The following is a 23506-nucleotide window of genomic DNA, read 5'->3' as shown; positions in this document are numbered from 1 at the left end:
TCCTGCGGAAGATAACTGTATCATATTTCAGTAATTTATAGCATAGTACTATTCATCTCCCATTCCAATTAAATCAAATCTTTCACAAGAAACTATGATATCAAACTCCTTCTTTTCTGGTTTCTTGCATTTAACTAAAACTGTTCTGTCTGATAGCTCATAATACCATCCTTGTTCTGATTTTTCCCAAGACGTCTTGTTAAGGAAACGTGGTATTCTTTCATTATCAACAGATACCCAGTATGCTCCCTTTTCTTTGCTCACTAATTTAATTCTAAGTTCAGATATTTCATTTTCATAGCTTCCTGTTGTTTTAAATGAAATCTTCTTACGTGCTCCACCGCTTACACTAATTTCTGTATTTTCATATACACCTTTTTCAAAATCCTTGCTTATACCATCATCATCATAGAACTTGAAGCTTCTTTCTGCTTCTCCTCCAATTAAAATGTCCAAGCTCTTCATTTTATCTGTAGTTATATGAGTTACTTCTTCATTTGTTATGAATATTCCATCACCTCTTAAAAACATAGGTATGCTATCAAGTGAAACTGGAATTTGAATTACTTGTCCACCATTATATGCCATCATATTATTATTCATATCATACCAAGTACAACCTTCTGGTAAATAAATTTCTCTTGATACTGCTCCCTTTTCTAGAACATTTGCAACTAAAACTGATGGTCCAAACATAAATGTCATATATTTATCATCATAGCAGTTAATATCATCTTGGAATTCCATAAACAGCGGACGCATTATTGATCTACCTGTAGTATGAGCTTCATACATTAATGAATATAAATATGGTAACATTCTATAACGCTGTCTATAAGCATGGCGAACAAATTCATTATTTTCTTCATACATCCATGGCTGAGTAACAGTGTTATCATTATTTGCTGAATTAATACAGAATCTTGGTTGGAATATACCATTTTGTATCCATCTTAATAAAAGTTCTCCTTCTGGAGCTCCTCCAGCAAATCCTCCAATATCACAACCTGTGTTTGCTACTCCTGAAAGCCCCATTCCAATTATAGTTGCTATATTAAATTTTAATGTTCTCCAATCTGTTAAATTATCTCCTGCCCAAGTTTGTGCATATCTTTGAATTCCTGCAAATCCAGCACGATTTATAATATATGGACGACGATTTGGATAAAGTTCAGCAATTGCCTCTTTCCCAACATAAGCCATCATATTTGAATGCATGATTTTTAATTCAGCCATAGTACCTGGTTTTCCATCAAAATCACATAAGGCATTTCTATCTTCTATACCATCATATTCGCAGTTATCATTCCAAACTGTTATTGTTCCTTTGCTTAGAATATTTTCTTTAAGTAGTTTCTTCCATGTTTCTCTACCAGAAGCCTTAGTAAAGTCTACAAACCTTCCAGTACCACCCCACCAGCGGCCATGATAATCTCCATCTCCGTCTGGATTTTTAATGAATACATCATTGTCTTCGAATTCTTTTTTATAAGGATGCTTAGGTAATATTCCTGGTTTTAAATTAGGTATAACATTAAGTCCCATTTCATTCATTTTTTCAAGGAATTCATCTGGATTCGGAAATCTCTTTCTATTCCAATTAAAAATATATCTTAAATTGTCTTCTTCTCCAGAAGAATAACCAGATGCCAATTTAAAGTTATCTATATACATTTTTTCATCAAAATGTTTTTTAATTACTTCATATATTTCCTTATCGCAATCTTTTTCTAGTTCAGCATAATACATTGTAGAAGCCGTATATCCTAAACTTTGCTTTGGAGGCATTGCCTGCCTTCCTGTTAACTTTGTGTAATTATCTAAAACATCTTCAACTTTTGGTCCATTGATGAAGAACAAATCAATATCTCCTCCATCAGCTTGATAATAACTATAGCGTGGCCAATATCCACTAATTTCATTTCCCATATCAAATACTGAATCATAAGAATTATGATAGAATAATCCTAAAGCATGACGATTATTGTTATTTAACTTTATGTAAAATGGTATATGCTTATATAAAGGATCACCAAATTCCGGATCATGTCCAATTGCATCCTTAGGTGACATACGCATTCTTCTACCCATTTTATCTACTTTCCCTGTCTTTTCACCAAATCCATAGAAATGATCATTTTCTAAGTCTACTTCATTATAATGTGAGATTCTTCCTAACTGATCGCATTCAAAAGCTCTATCTGCTAAATCACTATATATTTTCTCACCATTTAATTTATATATAGAGAAATATAATGGTTCTTTAGACATAACTAATTTCAATGTTTTTGTATTAAATATAATTTCTTTTTCTGTTTCTTCAAAAGAGATATCTAAAGCTGTTATTCTTTTACGCTCATCCTTAAACAATGAATCTAATCTATCTTCCCAAGCAGTCATAACCAATGCATACGACTCTTCTGACCACTTTTTATCAAAAGAAGTTCTAATACGTATAATATCATCTGACATAAAGATAATTTTTATATCTGCCGTATCACCTTTTACTAAATAGCCATTTTCAATTTTGTCCATAGATAAAAATCTTTTTAATAACATATAAATTCCTCCTATATTTTTAATGTGCCTTATGAAACATTAAATTAAATAACAAGTCCATTTTTTCATTATCCAACCATAAATGGACTTGTTAATTATTTGATTTCACCTAAAGTCATTTGTTACTTAATTTACATTACTAACTAACTTAACTTATATAGCATTCTCTTTCCAAACACTTTCATATTTATAGCCTGTAAGATCTTCAACAACTTGTTTTGTTTCTTGATCAACATCATTTTTAGATCCACCATTTTTTAGTCTTTCAACTTCATCTATTAATATCTTATGTGTTTCCTTATTTAATTTGAAAGTAAATGCAAGAATTAAAGAAAGTGCAAATAAACCTACACATCCAATAAGTAAAACATATCCAATAATTTGTACTGTTTGAGGAGATTGGACATCTTGTCCTTTAACAAATCCTCCTTCTTGTAACACAACACCAATTAAGAATGTTGCAAGAGCTACTGTACTTTTTCTAGTAAATGTCATAACTGCAGCAAAAAGACCTTCTCTTCTTTTCATTGAAACAATTTCATCTACATCTGGGATAAATGGGAATACTGTCCAAGGAGTTAAAACCGCCAATGATCTAAATGCGAAATAAACTATAGAAATTCCAAGTAAAATAGCAGTCTTTCCTTCAGGATTAAATAAATAAACACCATAATAAGCTAATACACTTAAAATCATAAATGTATAAGTAATTTTATATAACTTTGTAGGTCCTAGCTTTAAAAATAAAACTCCACCAATAATTGTTCCTGGTATACCAATGATACTAAAAGAAAGTAAATATGCACCAACAGATGATGAAACTTTTAAATTATATACACAGAAGAATAAGAATACGGCATTAAATATATCACCCGCAGTGAAAGATAATAAATAAAGTCCTAAGTGTTTTCTAAAGCATTTAAGCTTAAATGTAGAAACATATTCTCCAAGCACCTTTAGGTAATCCCCAAAGCTTCTACCACCTTTAGAATTTTCTCTTTCTAACAGTTCTTGTTCCATAGCTGGTGTAATTTCTCTTTCCCAAGTTACTTTATAAGTTATAAAAATACAAATTGCGTATAATACTGCAAAAAATAATCCATTATAGAAATATGCATAAGGGTTCTTTTGACCAAAGTGACCAATTAATTGAGCTGGAACAAAAGTTCCTAAAAATTGACCTAAAGAAGAAATAACAAGTCTACAAGTTGAAATTTTTGTTCTATCCCCAAAATCAGTTGTCATTTCAGTAGGTAATGTTTCCCATGGTATTAATATCATTGCTGCAATTATTTCAAACAATAAATAGCAGCTTAAATAGAACCAATATCCCATTCCAATTGTCCAAATTAATACATAAACTGCCATTAATGGCGCACCAATTAGTAAGAAGAAACGACGTCTTCCAAACATCTTTCCAAGCTTAGTTTTATAAAAGTTATCAGAAATACTACCAATAAATAAGCTAGCAACTGCATCTACAAAACGTGCTATTGCAACAATTGAAGCCCCCTCTATAGGTGTAAGTCCACAGAAAGTTGTATAAAAGAACAATAAGAATGCTCCAATTATTGTAAATGCTCCACCACCCATTAAATCTACTAATCCATAACCAATACATACAGGCAAAGTAATCTTTTTATCTTTTCTAGACATAATTTCTACCTCTTTCTTCATTAATATTCTTAATAGCAAATTTTTAACCTAAATACTGAAATATTCTTTCGCATTGTTGTAACATATACCTTCAACAATTGTTTTTAATAATTTCATATTTCTTGGAATTTCACCATTTTCAACCCATTCTCCAATCAAATTACAAGCTATTCTTCTAAAATATTCATGTCTGGTATATGATAGAAAGCTTCTTGAATCTGTTAACATTCCAATAAAACGACCAAAGGTTCCAAGATTAGCTAGTGCTTTCATTTGTTCAATCATTCCATCTTTGTTATCATTAAACCACCAAGCAGCTCCAAATTGTATTTTCCCTGGTATTCCATCACCTTGAAAATTTCCTATCATTGTTCCAAGAATATAGTTATCCTTTGGATTTAATGAATACAAAATTGTTTTTGGAAGTGAGTTTTCTTTATCTACAGAGTCTAAAAGCCTTGATAGTGGATATGCTATACTCTCATCATTAATAGAATCAAAGCCTGCATTAGCCCCAATTTTTTCAAACATCTTAGTGTTATTATTTCTAAGAGCTGCAATATGAAGCTGCATAACCCATCCAAGTTCATGATAAAGCTTAAATATATGTATTAATGTATAAGTTTTATATTTCTTTTCTTCATCTATACTTACTGCTTCTCCACGCAAAGCCTTAATAAATATAGCTGATGCTTCTTCCTTCGATGTATCTGAATATACTACCACTCCATCTATACCATGATCTGCAATCCTACATCCTACTGAATGAAAGAACCTTACTCTTGAATCAAGTGCTTTTAAAAATTCATCGTAATTACCTATATTAACTTCTGATACTTCTTCTAGTTTTTTTACCCAGTGAACAAAGCCTTCTTGACCTATCTCAATTCCCTTATCCGGCCTAAAAGTAGGTAAAACATTTACATTAAAGTCCTTCTCTTCCTTAAGTTTTATATGATATTCCAAGGTATCAGTGGGATCATCAGTCGTGCATATGGCTTCCACGTTAGATTTTCTTATTAAATCTCTTGCTCTAAAGCCGTTTTCTCTTAATAATTTATTTGCTTTTTCCCAAATCATTGGAGCAGTGTCTTCATCAAGAGGTTCATATATTCCAAAGAATCTTTGAAGTTCTAAATGAGTCCAATGATAAAGGGGATTACCGATAGACATTGGTATAGTTCTAGACCATGCTAAAAATTTATCGTAATCATTAGCATCTCCTGTTATATATTTTTCTTCTATACCATTACATCTCATTGCTCTCCATTTATAATGATCTCCATACAGCCATACTTCAGTTATATTTTCAAACTTTTTATTTTCATATATTTCCTTTGGATCAATATGGCAGTGATAATCAATAATAGGCATATTCTTTGCATAATTATGATATAAATCTATAGCTGTTTCATTTGATAGTAAAAAATTATCATCCATGAAATCTTTCAAAATTCATCATCCTACTTTCAAATAGATATTTGTAAAGTATTGAAATAGTTAGGTTTATTAGCAAATAATAAAGTTACCATATAATATAATCTATACCTATTCGATACTTTACTATAATGTTTTCATTTACATTTAATGTAACATTGTTACTTTATGTAATTTATGATATAATGTAATCCACAAAAATTTTTTAGACATTTTTACCATTCTTTGCTTGTACTATTTAGCAGAATATAACAAGTGCAGAATGGGAAAATGTTTATTTTTTTTACATAAATATTAATTATGTAACCTAGTATTAACATTCAAGATATTTTTCTAAAGTTAACCTCACTGCTCCAACACCTGAAATCATTTCATCAAAATAACCTTCAATTTTCTCTCCTAAACCTATTTCATAAAGGTCTATTCCAAAAATTTCTTCATTTATTAGTATTGGTTTTAAGATGTTACCTGAGGCTGTTTTTTCATTTAATTTAACATTAGCTACATATTTTTTCAGCTCATCTAATAATGGATCTGGGCTTAATTCCATTGCATTACCATTATCATCTATTGCCATTAAATATCTGCACCAACCTGCAATAACAAGTGGAATATATTTAAGTTGTTTAGGATCTAAATCTTCTCTATTACTATAAGCTTTAATTGTTTCTCCAAATCTTATACCAACTTTTTGAGATGTATCTGAAGCAATTCTTTGAGGTGTATCAGGTATATATGGATTTGGAAGTCTAACTTCAACTACCTCTTTAATAAAGTCTTCAGGATTTATTATTCCAGGATTTACAACAACAGGCATTCCTTCTTCATATCCAATCTTTTCAACTAATTTCTTTAAAGCTGGATCTTTCATTTCATCTGCTATTAAGTTAAATCCAAGAAGGCATCCAAATACTGCTAGAGACGTATGTAGCGGATTTAAACAAGTACAAACCTTCATTGTTTCAATTCTTTCTACAGTTTCTCTGCTTGTTAAAAATACACCTGCAGCTTCTAAAGGCATACGGCCATTTGGAAAATCATCTTCTATTACAAGATATTGTGGGCCTTCTGCATTTACAAATGGTGCTATATAAGTATTTTTGTTAGTTGTTACAATCTGAGTACTTTCGAAGCCATCTTTTTCTAATGTATCCTTAACGCTTTGTGATGGTCTAGGTGTAATTTTATCAATCATACTCCAAGGGAATGATACCTTCTTCTTATTATTGATATACTTAAGAAAATCTTCTTCTACAAGTCCATTTTCAATCCATTTATTTATCATTGTTTCCATTGCATTATGAAGTTTCTCACCATTTTTTGAACAGTTATCCATACTTACAAATGCTATTGGATGTTGTCCATTTTGATATCTTACATATGCTAAGGATGCAACTTTAGCAATAATACTTACAGGATGTTCTAATCCATCTGTTATATCTTCCTTTAATAAATTCTTCACACTATAACCTTTTTCTGTTATTGTAAAGCTTGCTATTTGCAAAGACGGATTTGAAAATATTTCTTTTAATCTATTCCATTCTTCTTTTCTTGAATAGTCACCAGCTAGACTTTCACCTATACTTCCTACTACTTTCTTTTCCAAGGTTCCATCTGGTTTCATAATTACTAATAAGCTTAAATCATCATGAGGGGAATAAATTTTATCTATAATTTCATAATCATATCCTTCTACGGCAACAATACCTGACTCTGCTTTTCCAGTATTTAAAAGTTCTTGCTGCAGCATTGCTATAAAACCTCTAAATATATTTCCTGCTCCAAAGTGAACCCATGTAGGATTTTCCTTAGTTAAAGCTGACATTTTGTCGTAATCAAATTTTGGGAGTTCTATTCCAGCCTTTTCCCATAAAGTTTTATCCTTGATACTGTCTTTGCTTAATACTATTTTGGTATTACTCATTTTTCTTTTCACCTCTTAATAATCTTATTAAAAAGATTGTCCTCATTTTAAAATAATAACTAATAAAAATTTATTTATTATAAATTGAGTTTAAATTTTAATATCTATTTATTTCTTTGTAATGAATCCCATATTCCCCATATGTACATAATTCCAAGTGCTCTATCATAAAGTCCATAACCTGGTCTGCATTGTTCATTCCAAATATGTCTTCCATGATCTGGTCTTGCATATCCAGTAAATCCAACTTCATCATATGCTTTAACTATGTCACATATATCTAGAGAACCATCACATGTTCTATGAGATGTTTCAATAAAATCACCATTTTCATAAATCTTTACATTTCTAATATGTGCAAAAGCAATTCTATTTCCAAATTCTCTTATCATAGCTGGTACATCATTATTTGGATTTGAACCTATTGCTCCACTACAAAGAGTTAAACAGTTATAAGGATTATCTACAAGCTTTAATAATCTTGCTAAATCATTTCTGTCTTTTACTATTCTTGGTAGTCCAAAGATTGACCAAGGTGGATCATCCGGATGTACTGCCATCTTAATATCATTTATTTCTGCAACAGGTATAATTTGCTCTAAGAAATATTTTAAGTTATTCCATAAATCTTCTTCTGTTACATTCTTATATGCTTCAAAAAGCTGTGATAAATTTTTAAGTCTTTCTGGCTCCCAACCTGGCATTGTAAGGTCTGGATTTGATGCTATTTTATTAACTAATTCCATTGGATCTATATCATTAATCCTTGCTTTTTCATAGAAAAGAGCTGTTGATCCATCTTCTGCCTCTTTGTATAGATCTGTTCTAAGCCAGTCAAACACAGGCATAAAGTTATAACAAATAACTTTTACTCCAACCTTAGCTAACTTCTCTATTGTTTTTTTGTAATTTTCAATGTATTTATCTCTTGTTGGTAATCCTAGCTTAATATCCTCATGAACATTAACACTTTCAACAACGTCTAAGTTAAATCCATATTTATCAGTTGCTTCTTTTACCTTAAGAATTTTTTCCATTGGCCATTCTTCACCAGCTGCCATATCATGAAGAGCCCAGACAATCGATTCCACGCCTGGAATTTGTTTGATTTGATCAAGTGTTACGGTATCATTTCCTTCACCGTACCATCTAAACCCCATTTTCATAGTTATGTTCCTCCTATTACTCTACTTGGTTTTTAATGCATTAGTTCGTATAAAATAATATGTAAAATTATTGATTCCATACCTCTTTCAAGCATCACCTCCTTTAAATTAAGAATACAAGTAAGTGCCTTATTATTTTTAATTTCTATAATTCATAAAAATCACTTAATTATTTGAAATAGTTTGGATACATTTCTCTCACTTGATTTTTATCTAATACAACCATATTCAAATGCTTTCTCATTGACTCTTCTGCTTCATTTTCATTCTTGTTTTTTATTGCATTAAAAATCTCCTTATGCTGTTCATAAATATTATCCCAACTTTGATTTGATACAAGTCTAAGTACACGTATTCTTTGAAATTCAGTACTATCGTCACTTATACTTTTCCATATTCTTTTTCTATTACAGCCATCAAAAATTATCTTATGATATTCTTCATCTGCGGCAAATAATTTTTTATAATCATGATTTTCCATATACATTTCTTGAAGTTTTAAATTCATTTCCAAGGCCAATAAATTTTCATTTGAAAATTTATTGCATGCTTCTTTTACTACGGCCCTTTCCAAATGTTCACGTAAAAATCTTCCTTCTTCTACAGCAGATAAATCTATTAACGAAACTTTAGTTCCTTTTTGAGGATAAATATTCACTAAGCCTTCTTGAGCTAAACGGACAAGTGCTTCTCTTACTGGTGTTCTACTTACGCCATACTTTTCCGAAAGCTCATTTTCAGAAATCATAGTGCCTGGCTCGAGATATATATTAATTATTTCTTCTCTAAGTTTGTAATATATTGTTTTACTTGTTGTGTTCTTATTCACTTCTAAAGCCATTATATATTTTCTCCCTTGTTTAGAATAACCATACTTGTATGGTACTTATGAGTGCAGTTATATCCAAAAACCGTTTACAGCTATTGTAAAAATAAATGCCGCTTTTTTTCTCAGGCACTTTCCATGCTTAAATTATAGTTGAAAGGTTAAAAAAAAAATATGCTTCTATTGCTTAATAACTTGTAAAAGTTGCTGTAGTAAAATATAATATACCTAAGTTTTATTAAAAAATGTGACTTTACATGATTATTTCTAATTTTTAAAACGTTTAATTGTCTAATAATTCAGTAAATTTATTGCAATTTCTACAAAATCTAAAAATATTATAGGAGGTACAAATGAAAAAGAAAATACACGATTTTTTTACTCGTAAGCATATGATTTCCAGCGATTATGAAATTTTTCACTTCTTAAATACTGATCTTCCATTTCAATATTTACATAATCATGATTTCTATGAACTTTATCTATATCTCTCTGGAGATGTTACTTATTTAATTGAAGGAAAATCCTATAATCTTAAATCTGGTGATATCATATTGATTAATACAAATGAGCTTCATCGTGCAGTTATTAATAGTATGAAGGCTCCTTATGAACGCATCGTGCTATGGATAAATAAGTCTTTTTTACATGAGTTGTCAACAACAGAAACTGACCTTACGCAATGCTTTGAAAATATAGAAAAGAAGAATGTATTAAGACCTGATTTTCAAATTCAACAAAATATAAGAGCTCAGCTGAGTAAACTTCTTGATCTTGAAAATTATAAAGGTATAGGCAAAGATTTACTATATAAAGCTTATATGCTAGAACTTATAATTCAATTAAACAATCTTGTACTAAACGATAAATCTGATTTAGATATTGAAATAACAAAGAGTAATTTGATTGATGGAATAGTTGAATATATCAATAATCATATCAATGAAGAAATTACTATTGACGAACTTTCTAAAGAATTCTATCTTAGTAAATTTCACCTAGCTAGGGAATTTAAAAAATACACTGGTACTTCAATTCATAGATACTGTATGCAAAAAAAGTTAATTGCTGCAAAAGAGTTGATTCTAAATCATCATCCAATAAATGTTGTATATAAACAATCTGGATTTGGAGATTACACAAACTTTTTTAGAGCTTTTAAAAATGAGTATGGTATTTCACCTAAACAGTTTTATAAACTTATGGTTAAATCTGATTCGGAAATATGATTTGTTTTTTATTCTTTTCTTATACACAACTCAGTTAAATAGTCTTTTTCATATATTATCCACATATTTTACTGTATTATAAATTTCTAAAGAATAAAAAAATTAAGCATCTTAAAATAACTAAATTATCTCTAGTTTCTTTAAGATGCTTAAAATTATGATTAAAATATATATTACTTTTCTTAATTTAATTGACCGCAATTTCAACTAATTCACTAGAATTAATTTTTTCACATGCAATTTGCTTTAATAAATTGCGCCTAATTTTCCCAGTTGATGTTAATGGAAATGAATCAATAGATTCTATATACTTTGGAATCTTACACTTTGATATTTTTCCACATAAAAATTTTATTATATCTTCTTTGGTTAATGAAGAAGTTTTATTAATTTTAATAAAAGCAAATATTTCTTCTCCTAAAATTTCATCTGGAACTCCAACTACAATTGCATTTTCAATTTCTGGGTGCTTTATAAGATGATTTTCAATATCTACAGGCGAAATATTTTCTCCCCCCCGAATTATTACATCCTTAAGCCGTCCTTTTATAGATAAATAACCGTCTTCATCTATAAATGCCAAATCACCTGTACGTATCCAGTCATCAACAATAGTAGCATTTGTAGCTATTGGATTATTATAATATCCAACCATGCTATAAGGACTTTTTACATATAATTCACCTTCAGAATTTTTAGGCAGTATTTCTTTAGTTTCTGGATTGCATATTTTTATCTCCACATGCTTAACTGGTTTACCAACTGTATTTATTTTAGGATCATTTTTATCATAAACCGTAGTTTGCGTTACTCCTAAAGTTTCAGTTTGTCCAAAAGTATTGTTTAATTCAGAAATAGAAAGTTTCTCCATTATGTCTTTCATGAGGGTTTTAGCAGAAACTGCCCCTGCAATCATTCCAACTCTTAAACTTGAAATATCGTATGAGTCACAATTTGTTAATAAATATTGATACATTGTTGGTACTCCATGAAAGCCAGTACATCTTTCACTTTCAATTGCTTTTAATGCAACAGAGGTTTTAAATTTTTTCATTAAAACAATTTTACTACCAGCTAAAAGACCTAAAATTGCAGAATATTTACCACCTAAGATATGATTTAATGGAAGAGTAACTAATATAGTATCTTCAGAAGTATACTTAAAATTCTCAAGAAAAGAAAGGGGGCCATTTAATACTGCACTATGGGTAAACATGATCCCTTTCGGATTTCCAGTAGTTCCTGAAGTATAAAGAATTGTAGCCATATCATTTACCGAAACATTATTATATACAGCAATCAGTTCATCTTCTAGAGCTTTCTTCATTTGCGACATGATAAGACCTAAATTAAACAACGTTTTCATTTTTAACGTAATTTTTAAATAATCAAATTTTTTTAAGTCAACTTTCTCAATCATATCCTTATCGCTTACTATTAATATTGTGGATTGAGATTGTTTTAACATATAATCTATTTCCTCTTCAGTAGAAGAATAATTTAAGCATACACAAACAGCTCCTATTTTTAATATTGCCAAAAACACTATTATCCATTCTGGGGAATTGCATGCCAATAAAGCTACATGATCTCCTTTTTTTATTCCAATTGATATTAAACTTTTTGAAATTAAATCTATTTCTTTACTAAGCTTTTCATATGTAAATCTTCTACCATCTTCAACATAAACTAATGCTTCCTTATCAGCAAATTTATTAAATACCCTGGTTATATATGTCCCTATAGTTTCATTAATTAATTCCATAATTAATACACCTCTCATTCAAAATAGAAAATAGTATAAAGATTAAATTAATATTTTATTAATGAGGTTATATGGGTTGATCCAGCTGCAACAGTACAAAATACTACATAATCTCCACGTTTGATACGCCCTGTTTTTATTCCTTCATAGAATACAAGGAATGGACTTGTAGTTCCTGTATATCCATATGTATCACCAACATACAGGCTTTTTTCTTCGGAAAGCCCTAATTGCTCACGTAATGTAACTATATTTTTGTAAGCTATTTGAGAAAAACAAAACATAGAAATATCCTCAATAGCCAATTTACTTTTATCTAATATTGAATTTATGTTTTCTATAGCTCCATCTATCCACCAGGTTCCAAAGGATTTCCATTTTACATACATTTCTTCCTTGGGAGCATCATAAATATGTGCAAATCCACATTTAGGAAACCTAACATAATCAATAAAATCATTATTAACACTTACCTTAGTGTCAATTAGCTTACAATCTTCTTCAGTTCTTTCTAATATGACAGCACATGAAACATCTCCATATTGTCCATAACACTCTTCATTTTCTGGACTCACTTGTGGAGTTAGATAATCACTCCCTACCAAAAGCACTCTATTTATTTGTGGATTTGTTGATATATACCTATTAACCAAGTCTAGGGCATAGGTCATTCCAATACAGTTTACATTCATATCATGACAAAAGCATTCCTTTTTCCCTTTAATGGCATTATGAATAATTAGTGCTGACGTTGGAGAAACATACTCTGAAAGCATACCTGAATATACAATCATATCTATATCTTTTCCTGTGCAATTAGATTTTTTTAGTACCTTATGAGAAACTTCTATTGCCATAGTCAATGCATTTTCACTCTCACGATTAATTTCATATCTGTATTTTCTTCCTAAGGTTTCCTCAAAAAATTTTTTTACATCTTTTCCTTGTTTCTTGAAATGTTCTATGTAGTAGTCATTGTCAACAATATTTCTTCCATGATACACTTCAATATCTCTAACTTTAACATTTTCCATATCATTTTTAACTATATTTTATTATAGTATTAAAAATATAGTTAATCCACCTCCTTTATATGTTAATTATGGTATTATATATAATATAACATATTATTTAAAATTTATCATTGATATTGTTCATATTTCAGATGCAAATTATCATTTATAAGCAAAACATTGTGTATATCATACACTTCTCAATAAAAGCATACATTTTTTTCATAATTGTTAATATGACAATTATATTTTTATAAAAATATCAAATTAAAACAATTACAATGTATCCAATACTATTTAATTATATGGTAAAATATATCTAAGATAAATTTTCCAAATAAACAAATGATAACTCATTAGATGAATATACTAGCTTTTACGTTAATTATAAGGAAATTGAAACTAATATTTAAGAAAAGGAGGCTTAGTATACACTCTATAAAATAATAAATAAATGGTAAAAAGGGGAGAGATGAAAATGATAAAAAAAATATCTGATAACAAATTAATGGAATCCTTTCACACTATGATGCCATACTTCAAATATTACTTTGGAACAGAATTAGGTTTTACTATTTCTAACTCCGAGGAATTCCTTCTAGTGCAAAATAGCGAGCATCTAAAAATTAATTTTAAAGCAGGCGATAAAATTCCACCTGGATCTGCTGCTGATACCTGTTTAAAAAGAAAAGAAATTATACATATTACTGTACCAAAAGAAGTTTTTGGATTTCCTGTAGAAACAATAGGCATCCCAGTTATTGTTGATGATAACGTTGAGGGTACATTGATAACAAGTATGAGCGTTGACAATACGGTGAAGAAAGAGAAAATATCAAATCTTGCAAATATATTATCAGGAGCCTTAACGCAAATGAGTAAAAATGCAGTGGAAATGGCTTCTACTTTTCAACAAATAGGTGAAACTAATGAGAGCATTAAGAATTTTATTCTTGAGACAAAAGAAAGTTCTAAAAAAACTGATGAGGTTTTAACATTCATTGAAGGTATTGCAAAACAAACCAATTTACTTGGGCTAAATGCAGCTATTGAATCAGCAAGAGCTGGAGAATACGGAAAAGGATTTGGGGTAGTATCTTCTGAAATTAGAAATCTTTCCAACTCAACAAAAGAATCAATAATGCAAATTAATGAAATTTTAAATAATATACAAAATTCAATAAATGAAATTTATGAAAGGTTTGAAAAATCTAATAATTTATTAGGAAATCAAACAGCAGGACTTGAAGAAATTACTGCAACTATCGAAGAACTCACATCTAATGCAACTCAATTAAATGAATTTGCACGCCAAGACTAAAATATAAATATACCCTTACCTTCATAAAATATGCTGTTGTAAGTTTGCGCTTTTTTACAACAGCATATTTTATGTCGATTTTTCATTTTTTCCTTTTTTGATGTTATACTCACAAATAATTACAAACTTCCAAAAATAGCTATAAATCACCAATTCTACACATTTAACGCCTTCCCTTATATTCCAATATTATTATAAATTAGACATTTTTACACAAAAAGTATTTACATTTTTATGAATTTTTGAGATTATATAATAGTTGGCCAACTAAATTAAAGAAATTCTTTTACTTTAAACGAATATAAGGAGAGGTATGTATAATGAGAAAAATAATGAGATGTTTAACGACTACAGCTATTGTAGCAACTATATGGGGTGGTATGAGTATAGGTGCATCTGCTGCACCATATACTAATCTAAAATATGAATTATCACAACCAGATGGAAGTAAAGTTCAGGTTAAAATTACGGGGGATGAATATTTTCAACAAGTTGAAAGCTTGGATGGATATACACTTTGCCGCGATAAAGATGGTTGGATATGCTATGCAAAGTTAAATGACGATAGCACCGATTATGTTTCAACTGGAGAAATATATAAAAATTCTAGTGAATTAAGTGATTCAAAATTTGTTGTTAACGCTAACAATAAAAGTGAAAAAACTAATCTTCAAAAACATTTAAAAATAAAAAAAGAAGCCATTAAGACAAAAGTAAACAAGGTAAGAAAAAATTTACATGCTGATGATTATCTTTCTTCTTCATTAGCTAAAAGTAAAATTGATGATAATACAGATAACTTACTTGATTCTAAGGCTCAAGCTTCTTCCCTAAGTAATGTACAAGGGTTAACAATTTTAGTTAATTTTACTGATCAAGACAGTGACATATCAAAATCAGATATCAATGATTTCTTGAATGGAGTTGGATATACAGGCTATGGGAATAATGGTTCTGTACGTGATTTTTATTATGATGTCTCTGGTGGCAAACTAACATATACTAACAATGTAATAGGATTTTATACAGCTAAACAACCAAAATCATATTATGATGATTTAGATGAAGAAACTGGTACATATACTAAAGCAAACGAACTTACAGAAGAAGTTTTTCAATGGCTAAAAACTCAAAATTTTGATCCTTCAAAAATCACAAAGGATGCTAACGGCTATGCCAAAGCTGTCAATATCCTTTATGCAGGTAAACCAGTAGCAGGTTGGGCAAAGGGATTATGGCCACATCAAGCTTGGTATGGAAAAAATGTCAATATAAATGGCATGAAAATCCAAAAGTACGAAATGTCTAACATAGGTGATGATTTATCAATATATACAATCTGCCACGAAAGTGGACATATGATTTATGGATATCCAGATTTATATGATTATGATGGAGATTCAAATGGTACTGGTGCATATAGTTTAATGAGTGGAAATTCTGATCAAAAAAATCCTATTCCACCTGACCCTTATTGCAGAAATATCATATCAGGTTGGAATACTCCAACAACTATGAATTCTTACAGTGATGGAACAAAATTAGAAGCTGTTGCTGATCCAAACGGAAATCAATATTCATATAAATGGACAGGAAATAATTCTAAAGAATACTTTCTTGTTGAAAATTTACAAAAAAAAGGTAGATATGCTACCTTGCCAGATTCTGGTCTTGGAATTTGGCATGTAGATGAAAATGGTGATAACTCTAAAAACCAAATGACCTCAAGTAATCATTTCCTTGTATCTATTGAACAAGCTGATGGTAAATTCGATTTAGAAAAAAATAGAAATGCCGGAAATGTGGGAGATTTGTTTAAAAGTAGCTATAAAGATTCATTCAATGATTCCACTTCTCCTAATTCTAAATGGTGGAATGGAACATCTTCCGGTTTAAATATTTCACAAGTAAGTGCTTCTGAAAATAAGATGACATTTGTTAAAGGAATAGGTAATTCGAATCCTGGAAACAATCCCTATCCAACAAATCCAGATACTAATAAAGATTCAAATATAGCCAGACAAGCTACTGTTACTACTTCTTATGTGTCTGATTGGGAAACAATAAAGGCATTAAATGATGGAAAAGACCCTAAGAATTCAAATGACAAAAGCAACGGAGCATATGGAAATTGGCCAAAAACTGGATCACAATGGGTACAATATCAATTTAATAAAAACTTTACTCTATCAGGTTGCGATGTGTATTGGTTTAAAGACGGGCAAGGTATAGATGTACCAGCTTCATATAGAATATTATATTGGGATGGACAAGCTTGGCAGGATGTAAATAATGCAACAGGCTTTGGTACTGAAATCAATAAATATAATACTACTACTTTTACTCCAGTATCAACAAATGCAATAGCAATTGAAATGGAATCAAATGGTTCTAGCTCAACAGGAATTCTTGAATGGAAAGTATATGGTAAATAAAAGTTTGTGAATTTGAAAACTTAAAATGATCTGTGTCACATCATTTGATAATTTTTTAAATGATGTGACACAAATCTTCTATTTCTAAATCTCATGCTTTTTCTCATCATATTCTTCATTCTATTAAAGGCAGTGTAATTATCACTGATGTGCCTTTTCCATACTCACTTTCAATTTGAATAGTCCCTTTATGCATTTCTACTATATTTCGAGAAATTACTAATCCAAGTCCTGCACCTATTGATTTAGGATCAATCTTATAAAATGACCTCATTACATGCTCAAGCTCCTCTTCTTTAATACCAATGCCGCTATCACTTATTTGAATAATAACAGAATTATTATTAACTGCTTGAGTGACATAAATTGAACTATCTTTATAAGAAAACTTAATAGCATTATCTAATACATTAAGTATAACTTGCTTTAACTTATCTCTATCTGCCTTAAAAATAAATGGTATTGCTTCAACAATAATTCTAATTTCTTTTTTTTCTGCTTTTTTTTGAAGTTGAAAGGCACCCTCACGAATAAGTTTATCTAAATTAAACTTTGAGATATTGAGATCTATTCTATCAGCTTGATACCTTGAAAAGTCCAAAAGATTCTCCACTAAATTTATAAGACGTTCTGATTCTCCATTAATAATTTTTAATCCAAATCTTAGTTCTTCGTCAGTCATTTCATTTGGAGATTGCATTGTCTCAATCCATCCCTTAATTCCTGTCAAAGGCGTTCGGAGTTCATGTGAAATTGATGAGATGAATTCATTTTTTAAACGATCTGTTTTTAATATTTCATATCCCATATAATTAAGTGTTTTTGCTATTTCTCCAAACTCATGTGGATACACCTTTTCAATTTTCACCTTATACTGACCAGCAGCTATTTTATTTGTAAAACTAATAATATCATTTAATGGAGTCACTATGATCTTCCCTAAGTGTAAGCTTAACATAAATACAATAAGTGCAACAACTGCGCAAATAATCATTCCATAACCCAATAAACTCATAATTAAAGAATTCACTTTTGTTAAAGCTGTAGAATATCGTAAAATTCCAATTACTTGACCATCAAAGGTAAGAGGCGTATATACACACATGATTTTCTCACCAGAATATTCATTTTCCTCAATTTTATTAATAGTTTTCAGTGCTAGTACAGAAGGATCTAACGAATAGTTTTTATCTCCATAAAAGCCTGTTGATGATTGAATCAATTGCCCATCTCTTTTTAATAATTGTAATTCCGCTCCTTTAAGCTGATAATTTTTAATAATTTCATCACTAAAAGCTCTTAAATCAGTGTTAGATAAATTAGTTTGATTTTCAAATACAGATGGTACTGACTCCACATGATTTTGAAAGGTATTAACTATTCCTTGATAATAATATTGTCTTATCCCAGTAACAAAACCTAACATCACAAGTCCTAGGGTGAGCAGAATAATAATCATAAAATAAAAAATGACCTTACGCTTCATAGGTTTGCTCCCTCCAAAGGTAACCATATCCCCAATCTGTACATAAATACTTTGGATTTGCTGGATCATCTTCAATTTTTCTACGAATACGCCTTATATTAACGTCAACCACTTTTACATCACCTATATAATTTATTCCCCAAACTTCATCTAAAATATTATCCCTTGTAAACACTTGATTTCTATTACTAATTAAAAATTGGAGCAAACAATATTCGGTAGGAGTTACTTTTACCTCTTGTCCTGAACGGAAAACTTTTTTGTTTTTCACATCAAGCTCAAAAGGACCTGATTTAAGAATTGAACCCTCCTCCTTTGAAACTATATAATCTAGTCTTCGAATTAGTGAGATTATCCTTGCTTCTAGCTCATCCATGCTAAAGGGTTTAGATAAATAATCATCGGCACCATTAATAAGGCCTTTAACTTTATCTTCCTGCTGTGTTCTCGCTGTAAGCATAATAATTCCAACAAGTTGGCTTATTTCTCTAATTTTTTGGCAAACCTCAAATCCATCAATACCTGGAAGCATTATATCTAATAATACGATATCAATTTTTCTATTTTTAAAAATAATCAAGGCCTCTTCTCCAGTCTCAGCTTCCCAAACCTCATATTTTTTCTTTTTCAAATTTAGAGAGACAAAACTTCGAATTGAAAGTTCATCCTCAACAACAAGAATTGTTTTCATATTTTGCCCCCATTAGAATTCATCTTCACTCAAATGAAAATTTGCATTTGAGATTGATAATTCTTCTTTCATATCAGTATAAAATATTGTATTCTCCGTTTCTCCCAACTTAATTTTAGAATCTATATAGGCCTCTTTATTTATCCATTTTACCTCAAACAAAGTTTTCTGATTTTCATTGTCTATTAACTTAACTGCTTTATCAAACTTTTGAACTGTTACCTTATCATACCATTCAGATGGAATTGTAATATAAAAATTCTGTCCAGTATCATTGTATCGTTCTTCAACAGTTTGTTTTGTTCCATCAACACTGTATGTAGAATAAGTATAAATAAAAGGAATTTCAGCCATTGCTGCATCTTCAAAACCTTTAGGAATATACATTCCTCCGACTTCCGTGATACCGTCCTTATTAATATTTCTACTATATAATGGATATGCTTTGAACAAAACACCATCTTCTTCATTTCCAACTTTAACAAGCTTTCCATTATTGTATGCAATAATCTCTGTCAGCATGGAGTGTGCTCCCAAAGAGCTATCTATAAATAAAGCTTTTTCCCCATCTGCTAGTTTTCCACTAACAATATTTTCATGTATACCATCTGGGTTTAATTCAACTAAATAGACAGATTTTAGCTGTCCATTTACATAACTAAACATTTCTGCAGTTTGTAATTTATTTCTTTCACCCTCTAATAATATAACCTCTGGTTTTTTATCTTCATTATAGTCAGCTATGTCTATTTCCTCATATGCTCTATCCACTTTTTTAACCAAAGATTTGCTCTCTAATTCATAAATGTAAAGCTGCTTATTCACCTCAGAATCTGACATAGAAACGCCAAGAATCACTTCTTTTTTTCCATTTCCATAAAGATCATCAATCTTAAAATAATCAAGAGTATTATAACTAGTAGCTATATCTGATTCTTTAGTCCACCTTCCTTCATCTTCTTTTAACATTAGTAAATGAACTTGTTGATTTTCTCTAGTATCCCTATATAATATCAAGGCTTCATCTTTATCGTCTCCATCTATATCTTCCACAAAAATAGATTGCTTTTGTTCTGCTTTCTTAGGTACCAAATATTCAGCACTATGAGGTAAAATTTCCTTTAAAACTTTGCTAACCTCATCTTGTTTCAAATTTGAAAGCATAGGAGTTTGAATCATCTCAATAGTATTTCCTACATTTCCACAGCCAGTTAAAATCCCTACTATAGATAGACCTATAGCTATCAATATTCCAAATTTCCTCATCATTACCTCACCTTCTTTCTTTATATATACTATCTAATTTACATTCTTGTAAATACTTTATTTTTAAAAATCGTTCTTTAAAATATAAACTGCATAAGTTTCTCCTGTATTTGTATCATAATTGATTGATAAAAATATACCATTGTATTTAAAATGAGCATCACCATTTTTGTCACTTATGGACCTTCCAAATACTTCTTTAAATCTACTTATATTTTCACCAATTTTCACGCCATTTAAATTAGCATCCTTTCCCATAATAAGAACCTGGTCCACCTGAGTATTACTTTTTTTATCAAACCAAACTCTTATAGCTGCTTTTTTGAACTCTAATCCACCTTCATCTACAGAACTTGGTTTTTCATTCAAGGTACTCAAAAGTTTTTCTTTATTTGCTCCTAATAGGCTTATATAGTCTTTGAAATTCATTTCATCAGCATCAATTTTTGATTTATCTATACTCTTCTTAGAATCGATTTGTTTTTCGTCCTCTAGAATTTTAGAAGCTGTTGCTACCTTTGCATCTTTGCTATTTCATTCATTATTATCTTCAGAATTTTTATCAACTACTACTTTCTTATTTTCAGCATCTGCTTTAGTTAATTCCTTAGATTCACAGCCAATTAACCCAATCAAACTTATCGTAATAAAACTTACCATAGTTACAACTAACAAATTCTTGAATTTCTTTTCAAATTTATTCATCATAATAACTCTCCTAACTATTATTTTATTAACAAGCAATAATTAACTTTCTCTTCTTTAAGTATAAATACTTATGTCTTGTTATTTGATAACTTATCTAAAGTATAAGAGTTTTCTATATAAAAGTGGTTACAAATAAGTTACAGTTTTTAATATATACCATAAGCTAATGTGCCAATTCTAGAAAAACATAAAATAACCCACGAAAATCTCAAATTAGATTTTCGTGAGTTACATGGTAAAACAGCTCTTCTATATTACTTATCATATTTTTATTTAGATATAAATAGCCTTGGATTTTTGCAAGTCATCAGCCCTGACATGATACAAATACCTTCTGCACCTGCATTAATAACTTTTTCAGCATTTTTAGGCAAAATACCACCAATTGCATAAACTGGAATACTCACTGAATTACAGACTGCTTCCAAGAAATTTAGTCCTCTTGATGGAATACCTTTTTTGCAGTCAGTAGCAAATATATGTCCTGTTATGATATAAGTTGCTCCTAAATTCATAGCTTCTACTGCTTCACTTACTGAATGAATCGAAACTCCCACTTCGTCAAAATCATTACAAACATTCGGATTAGATTTTAATAAATGTAATGGCAAATGGATTTTTTTACATTCAAGTTCTTTTGCTACATTAAAGTAGGTATGCAATATGCACTCTGTATTGTTATTTTTACAAACTTCTAATACTTTAGTAGCTAAATCTTTATATTCATTTTCAGATAGATCTTTTTCTCTAAGTACTATGCTTACAAACTTAATCTTTTTTTCATTTAATCCACATATATCTTGTATCTTCTCTGAAAAATCCTTATTACAAAGCTTGCGATTAGTAATTGCTAATAATTTATACATATATATAATCACTCATAACTACTTGAAGCCCTGACTTTGTAATTGCTTCAGCTATTTCTTCTACTGTTCGTCCATCTGAAATCTCAAATTGTTCATCACCTTTAGCCTCTTCTTCATCACTATGCCCACCTATTCCAACTGAAACTCCTGCTGAAATTTTAGTTGCTGCAATTCCAATAACATTATCACGAAAATGAGCGCATTCACGAGTTGATATCGTAATGTTTGCAAAAGGCAAGAATATTCTATATGCAGTAATTATCTGTAAAAGCTGCTTTTCATGTACGTCTTTTGGATTAATTTTATCATTATTGATTATTGGACGTAATCTTGGACATGAAAGAGCAATTTCCGCATGTGGATATTTCCGTTGGAGAAGGTATGCATGAAAGCCTGTTGCAAAAGCATCCTTTCGGAAATCATCTAATCCAAGAAGTGCCGCAAATCCAACGCCCCTCATTCCACCTTTTAAGGCTCTTTCCTGTGCATTGAAGCGATAAGGAAAAATACGTTTGTGTCCAGCCAAATGTAATGTTTCATATTTATCTGAATTATAAGTTTCTTGGAATACAGTGACAAAATCCACACCACATTCATGTAAATATGAATATTCATCTGAGTTCATTGGATATACTTCAACACCAACCACATTGAAATATTTTCTAGCTATCTTACAGGCTTCACCAATGTACGAAACATCAGACATACTACGACTTTCACCAGTAAGAAGTAATATTTCTTTTAGTCCAGTCTTTGCAATACTTTGCATTTCTTTTTCTATTTCTCCAGCATTAAGCCTCGCACGCTTAATTTTGTTATGACAGTTAAATCCACAATAAACACAATAATTTTCACAATAATTTGCAATATAAAGAGGTGTAAACATATAAACTGAATTTCCAAAATGCTTACGTGTTTCCAATTTAGCACGCTTAGCCATTTCCTCAAGAAAAGGAATGGCTGCAGGTGATAATAAAGCTGCAAAATCCTCAATATCTAATACATCTTTATTTAGAGCCCTAAGCACATCATTACCTGTATATGTTTCATAGTCATAGGCTTCCATTTTTGAGATAACCTGATCCATAACATTAGATTCAATGACCTCCATCCCTTGCATATATTCCATATGATTAACACGTTGTTCCATTTAAATCC

At 30.1% G+C, this 23506-nt stretch carries 18 protein-coding genes; 3 read left to right on the top strand and 15 right to left on the bottom strand.

Annotation, left to right across the window (positions count from 1 at the left end; all coding sequences use genetic code 11):
• Positions 1–48: 48 nt before the first annotated feature.
• The 6 genes from L3B98_RS04455 to L3B98_RS04430 form a co-directional block, all read right to left on the bottom strand.
• Positions 49–2559 (bottom strand): TIM-barrel domain-containing protein, encoded by a 2511-nt coding sequence (locus L3B98_RS04455; protein WP_238915768.1) that lies wholly within the window; start codon positions 2557–2559, stop codon positions 49–51.
• A 153-nt stretch (positions 2560–2712) separates the two neighbouring features.
• The gene (locus L3B98_RS04450; RefSeq protein WP_015394947.1) at positions 2713–4215 is read right to left on the bottom strand and encodes an MFS transporter; all 1503 of its coding nucleotides are present in this window, start codon (positions 4213–4215) and stop codon (positions 2713–2715) included.
• 48 nt (positions 4216–4263) lie between these two features.
• Positions 4264–5667 (bottom strand): glucuronate isomerase, encoded by a 1404-nt coding sequence (uxaC, locus tag L3B98_RS04445; RefSeq protein WP_077366073.1) that lies wholly within the window; start codon positions 5665–5667, stop codon positions 4264–4266.
• Positions 5668–5965: 298 nt separating this feature from the next.
• On the bottom strand, positions 5966–7576 hold the full coding sequence (locus L3B98_RS04440; RefSeq protein ID WP_275298368.1) for a mannitol dehydrogenase family protein: 1611 nt from the start codon (positions 7574–7576) through the stop codon (positions 5966–5968).
• Positions 7577–7680: 104 nt separating this feature from the next.
• Positions 7681–8742 (bottom strand): mannonate dehydratase, encoded by a 1062-nt coding sequence (gene uxuA, locus L3B98_RS04435; protein WP_077366075.1) that lies wholly within the window; start codon positions 8740–8742, stop codon positions 7681–7683.
• Positions 8743–8911: 169 nt separating this feature from the next.
• Positions 8912–9583, bottom strand: a complete 672-nt coding sequence (locus L3B98_RS04430) for a GntR family transcriptional regulator (protein WP_015394951.1) — start codon at positions 9581–9583, stop codon at positions 8912–8914.
• Between the two features lie 338 nt (positions 9584–9921).
• Here L3B98_RS04430 and L3B98_RS04425 point away from each other — a divergent pair, with 338 nt between their 5' ends.
• Positions 9922–10797, top strand: coding sequence for an AraC family transcriptional regulator (locus tag L3B98_RS04425; protein ID WP_015394952.1), 876 nt, complete (start codon positions 9922–9924; stop codon positions 10795–10797).
• A gap of 187 nt (positions 10798–10984) precedes the next feature.
• On the opposite strand, the gene L3B98_RS04420 is transcribed toward L3B98_RS04425, so the two are convergent.
• Both L3B98_RS04420 and L3B98_RS04415 read right to left on the bottom strand, forming a co-directional pair.
• On the bottom strand, positions 10985–12562 hold the full coding sequence (locus L3B98_RS04420; RefSeq protein WP_077366076.1) for an AMP-binding protein: 1578 nt from the start codon (positions 12560–12562) through the stop codon (positions 10985–10987).
• 47 nt (positions 12563–12609) lie between these two features.
• A complete protein-coding gene (locus L3B98_RS04415) occupies positions 12610–13596 on the bottom strand; it encodes a 3-oxoacyl-[acyl-carrier-protein] synthase III C-terminal domain-containing protein (protein WP_238915767.1) in 987 nt (328 codons plus the stop codon).
• Between the two features lie 457 nt (positions 13597–14053).
• On the opposite strand from L3B98_RS04415, the gene L3B98_RS04410 reads away from it, so the two are divergent.
• Positions 14054–14896, top strand: a complete 843-nt coding sequence (locus L3B98_RS04410; RefSeq protein ID WP_238915766.1) for a methyl-accepting chemotaxis protein — start codon at positions 14054–14056, stop codon at positions 14894–14896.
• 320 nt (positions 14897–15216) lie between these two features.
• A complete protein-coding gene (locus L3B98_RS04405; RefSeq protein WP_238915765.1) occupies positions 15217–17331 on the top strand; it encodes a M6 family metalloprotease domain-containing protein in 2115 nt (704 codons plus the stop codon).
• A gap of 115 nt (positions 17332–17446) precedes the next feature.
• Here the strand turns inward: L3B98_RS04405 and L3B98_RS04400 are convergent, their stop codons facing one another.
• The 7 genes from L3B98_RS04400 to thiH form a co-directional block, all read right to left on the bottom strand.
• Positions 17447–18817: a HAMP domain-containing sensor histidine kinase gene (locus L3B98_RS04400; RefSeq protein ID WP_238915764.1), complete on the bottom strand. Its 1371-nt coding sequence runs from the start codon at positions 18815–18817 to the stop codon at positions 17447–17449.
• Positions 18807–19508, bottom strand: a complete 702-nt coding sequence (locus tag L3B98_RS04395; protein ID WP_238915763.1) for a response regulator transcription factor — start codon at positions 19506–19508, stop codon at positions 18807–18809. Before L3B98_RS04395 ends, L3B98_RS04400 begins: the two co-directional genes overlap by 11 nt.
• A gap of 12 nt (positions 19509–19520) precedes the next feature.
• Positions 19521–20777 (bottom strand): hypothetical protein, encoded by a 1257-nt coding sequence (locus tag L3B98_RS04390; RefSeq protein WP_238915762.1) that lies wholly within the window; start codon positions 20775–20777, stop codon positions 19521–19523.
• Between the two features lie 60 nt (positions 20778–20837).
• A complete protein-coding gene (locus L3B98_RS04385) occupies positions 20838–21203 on the bottom strand; it encodes a hypothetical protein (protein WP_238915761.1) in 366 nt (121 codons plus the stop codon).
• Between the two features lie 105 nt (positions 21204–21308).
• Positions 21309–21482: a hypothetical protein gene (locus L3B98_RS04380; protein ID WP_238915760.1), complete on the bottom strand. Its 174-nt coding sequence runs from the start codon at positions 21480–21482 to the stop codon at positions 21309–21311.
• A 269-nt stretch (positions 21483–21751) separates the two neighbouring features.
• Complete coding sequence (locus L3B98_RS04375) at positions 21752–22348, bottom strand: thiamine phosphate synthase (protein WP_238915759.1); 597 nt, start codon at positions 22346–22348, stop codon at positions 21752–21754.
• The gene (gene thiH / locus L3B98_RS04370) at positions 22341–23498 is read right to left on the bottom strand and encodes a 2-iminoacetate synthase ThiH (protein ID WP_238915758.1); all 1158 of its coding nucleotides are present in this window, start codon (positions 23496–23498) and stop codon (positions 22341–22343) included. Before thiH ends, L3B98_RS04375 begins: the two co-directional genes overlap by 8 nt.
• Between the last annotated feature and the right edge of the window lie 8 nt (positions 23499–23506).

The organism is Clostridium sp. YIM B02555, from assembly GCF_022320955.1.
GTDB classification, from domain to species: Bacteria; Bacillota; Clostridia; order Clostridiales; family Clostridiaceae; genus Clostridium; species Clostridium saccharoperbutylacetonicum.
This window is presented reverse-complemented; position numbering and strand designations above follow the sequence as displayed.

Excerpts from the sequence above, each read along its gene's own strand:
- L3B98_RS04400 (WP_238915764.1), bottom strand. The coding sequence starts at position 18,817 with ATGAAGCGTAAGGTCATTTTTTATTTTATGATTATTATTCTGCTCACC.
- L3B98_RS04455 (WP_238915768.1), bottom strand. The coding sequence starts at position 2,559 with ATGTTATTAAAAAGATTTTTATCTATGGACAAAATTGAAAATGGCTAT.
- L3B98_RS04385 (WP_238915761.1), bottom strand. The coding sequence starts at position 21,203 with ATGAATTTCAAAGACTATATAAGCCTATTAGGAGCAAATAAAGAAAAA.
- uxuA (WP_077366075.1), bottom strand. The coding sequence starts at position 8,742 with ATGAAAATGGGGTTTAGATGGTACGGTGAAGGAAATGATACCGTAACA.
- L3B98_RS04410 (WP_238915766.1), top strand. The coding sequence starts at position 14,054 with ATGATAAAAAAAATATCTGATAACAAATTAATGGAATCCTTTCACACT.
- thiH (WP_238915758.1), bottom strand. The coding sequence starts at position 23,498 with ATGGAACAACGTGTTAATCATATGGAATATATGCAAGGGATGGAGGTC.
- L3B98_RS04380 (WP_238915760.1), bottom strand. The coding sequence starts at position 21,482 with ATGATGAATAAATTTGAAAAGAAATTCAAGAATTTGTTAGTTGTAACT.
- L3B98_RS04375 (WP_238915759.1), bottom strand. The coding sequence starts at position 22,348 with ATGTATAAATTATTAGCAATTACTAATCGCAAGCTTTGTAATAAGGAT.
- L3B98_RS04405 (WP_238915765.1), top strand. The coding sequence starts at position 15,217 with ATGAGAAAAATAATGAGATGTTTAACGACTACAGCTATTGTAGCAACT.
- L3B98_RS04415 (WP_238915767.1), bottom strand. The coding sequence starts at position 13,596 with ATGGAAAATGTTAAAGTTAGAGATATTGAAGTGTATCATGGAAGAAAT.
- L3B98_RS04440 (WP_275298368.1), bottom strand. The coding sequence starts at position 7,576 with ATGAGTAATACCAAAATAGTATTAAGCAAAGACAGTATCAAGGATAAA.
- L3B98_RS04420 (WP_077366076.1), bottom strand. The coding sequence starts at position 12,562 with ATGGAATTAATTAATGAAACTATAGGGACATATATAACCAGGGTATTT.
- L3B98_RS04450 (WP_015394947.1), bottom strand. The coding sequence starts at position 4,215 with ATGTCTAGAAAAGATAAAAAGATTACTTTGCCTGTATGTATTGGTTAT.
- L3B98_RS04425 (WP_015394952.1), top strand. The coding sequence starts at position 9,922 with ATGAAAAAGAAAATACACGATTTTTTTACTCGTAAGCATATGATTTCC.
- L3B98_RS04430 (WP_015394951.1), bottom strand. The coding sequence starts at position 9,583 with ATGGCTTTAGAAGTGAATAAGAACACAACAAGTAAAACAATATATTAC.
- L3B98_RS04395 (WP_238915763.1), bottom strand. The coding sequence starts at position 19,508 with ATGAAAACAATTCTTGTTGTTGAGGATGAACTTTCAATTCGAAGTTTT.
- L3B98_RS04390 (WP_238915762.1), bottom strand. The coding sequence starts at position 20,777 with ATGATGAGGAAATTTGGAATATTGATAGCTATAGGTCTATCTATAGTA.